Annotated in this window: 3 protein-coding genes; all 3 read left to right on the top strand. The window is 24.3% G+C overall.

Annotated features, from left to right (window positions below; translation table 11 throughout):
* Positions 1 to 2,029: tetratricopeptide repeat protein (locus ACMUOV_RS05440; RefSeq protein ID WP_413854093.1), on the top strand; the 2,029-nt coding region annotated here is incomplete at its 5' end.
* Between the two features lie 13 nt (positions 2,030 to 2,042).
* Entirely contained in the window at positions 2,043 to 2,528 is a 486-nt protein-coding gene (locus ACMUOV_RS05435; protein WP_413854092.1) for a hypothetical protein, read from the top strand.
* Positions 2,529 to 2,608: 80 nt separating this feature from the next.
* Positions 2,609 to 2,805 (top strand): hypothetical protein (locus ACMUOV_RS05430; protein WP_413854091.1); only part of this gene is annotated, 197 nt, incomplete at its 3' end.

The following is a 2,805-nucleotide window of genomic DNA, read 5'->3' as shown; positions in this document are numbered from 1 at the left end:
CAGTTCTTTTTTTTGTTTGGATGACTTTATAATGGTAACGGAAAATCAATATGTTACAAGCTTATCCTGGAACAATATTGCCGATATATTTTCAAAAGCTTATTATAAACTTTATCATCCGTTGGTTACAATTTCATTTGCAATAGAATATCATTTCTTTAAATTAGATCCTTACATATATCATATAACGAATATTTTATTACATATACTGAATACTTTTTTTGTTTTTTTTATATTTTTAAAATTAACAAAATCATATTTTAAATCTTTTATAATTTCTTTGTTTTTTGCCGTATATCCGACAAATGTTGAAGTTGTAGCATGGATTAGCGCAAGAAAAGATTTACTTTTTTGTTTTTTTTATTTAATTTCAATTTTGTGTTATATAACAAATTACAATAATAAAAAAATTATTTTTTATTTTTTATCTTTAATATCTTTTTTAGCTGCCTGTTTTTCAAAACCTATGGCCGTAACATTACCCGTTATAATAATTTTAATTGATTTTTTTTATAATCAATCTTTTTCTTTTAAAAAAAATATAAAAAAATATATTCCTTTTTTTACAATATCAATTTTATTTTGTTTAATGACATTAAATATTTATTATGACGATGTAAATAAAATTGGTTTACCTTTATTTGAACAAATATTAAAAATATTAAATGCACACTATAACCTTTTATTTTATATTTTCAAAGCAATATATCCTTTTAATCTTTCATGTATGTATCCTGCATTTTATTCTAATACAATGCCTCCGTTATATATTTTATATTCTCCGGCAATTGTTTATTTGTTATTTCTGTTTGTTATATTAAGTTTAAAATATAATAAAAAAATATTCTTTGGAATGATGTTGTTTACCGTAACAATATTACCCGTGATAGGATTATTAAAAAATTTAAGCACATCGGATGTGGCATGCAGATATTGTTATTTGCCTTATTTGGGCTTGTTTTATATTTTTGCCGAAATAATTTATTTTATTTATGAAAATATAAAATTTAATAAAATAAAATATTTTTATTTGATTTTGGTATCTTGTATTTTTACTTTTTTTGGATATTCGTCCTATAAAAGAACAATTTTATGGACAAATAATTTAAACCTTCTTAATTATGAAACAGCTCTTTATCCGGATACGAACTATTTGGCTTATTTATGCAGAGGTAATTTTTATTTAGATAATAAAAATTTTGAACAGGCCGAAAAAGATACTTTAAAGAGTTATAAAATTTTTGGCATTGAGGATAATATTATTTTTCAAATTGCAAAAATTCAAGAAATTGAAGGCAATTTTGATTCGGCAAAAGCAAATTTGTTGCAGATTCGAAAAAATAATACAATTTATGTAAAAGCGGTTGAAAATATAGCTGCAATTATGTATTATTACGAGGAAAGAAAGCAAGACGCAATAAATATGCTTGAAGACATAATAAATACGTATAAATATTTCCCTGTCGGAAGTGAGATATACTTTGTTTTGGGAAAGATGTATTATGAAAATAAAGAATATGAAAGAGCATTGGATAATTTTAATAAAAATTTGGAAACGGATAAATTAAATAAAGAATCCTATTTGTTTATTGCCAATATATACGAAGAATTAAAAGATTTTGATAATGAAGAAAGAATCCTTACGGAAGGTTTAAAAAATATTAAAGAGAATAATGTTGATTTATATAATTTACTTGCCAAACTTTATTGCGAAAACAATAATTTTAAAAAAGCTTATGACGTAATTGAAGAAAGTTTAAAACTGTATCCGAATAATGTTACGGCTTATTATTTTTTGGGAAACATATTCGGCTTAAACAATAATTATAAATCGGCTTTAGTAAATTTTACGATGGCAATTTTACTTTCAAAAGATAACGGAGCATATTTTTATGCAAGAGCAGCTGCTTTTATGAATTTGAATAAATATGAACTTGCAAAAAAAGATATGGAAAAATCTTTAAAAAAAGGGTTTAATATAGGGATAGCTGATTTAAAAAAAGATATTGAAAAAATAAAAAATAAATAGGAGAGATGTAAAAATGAAATTATTAGCATTTTTAATTATTATTTTCGGAGTTTTTTGGTTTTTCTTTAGTCCTAAACCCGTAGTTATAAATGATAGTGTTTTAAATAATGACGAATATTCTAATTTAAATGATGATGAACCGAAAAGAAAAAAATTAGCCGATATGGACATGAGAGACTTGAATAACGGAGTAAATTCGGGCTTGGATAAAATTGACAGCACTATTGACAATATAACATCAAAAACAAAAGAAGCGGCATCACCGTTTTTGGAAAATGAAAATGTAAGAAGTTTTATTGAAGGGTTTAAAATAAGATGGCAAAATTTTAAAGTATGGACATCAAATCTTCCAATAATAAAGCAATACAGAAAATCAATATATTCGGATGAAAATTGGAGAAATGAAATGGATGCTACGGATTTTGCCGATTATACAAATAAAAATTCAACCGGTGCAAAAATGTTAAGAGAAGGGACAAAGGAGTGGAAAAAACTATAACAAAAGCCATTCTGTTATAATCTGTAGTTTTCATATATCCGTTCGTCCGTATATCAAAAATTTGTTTCGCAAATTTTTATATGAAAAAATTTTATATTTTAATACTGTTCATATTATGCTTTTTTTATGCGGTTGATATTAATGCAGAAGAAAAAATTGAAAACTCTTCTCAAAAACAAAATAATATACAAATAATAAAATCCTCTGTTACAAATATACAAGGAGCAACCGATAATATTGAAGTGTCTTCCGATTCGTTAAAAACAGATGTTGTTTT

Origin of the sequence: Candidatus Ruminimicrobium bovinum (assembly GCF_902760015.1) — a bacterium.
GTDB classification, from domain to species: domain Bacteria; phylum Elusimicrobiota; class Endomicrobiia; order Endomicrobiales; family Endomicrobiaceae; genus Ruminimicrobium; species Ruminimicrobium bovinum.
This window is presented reverse-complemented; position numbering and strand designations above follow the sequence as displayed.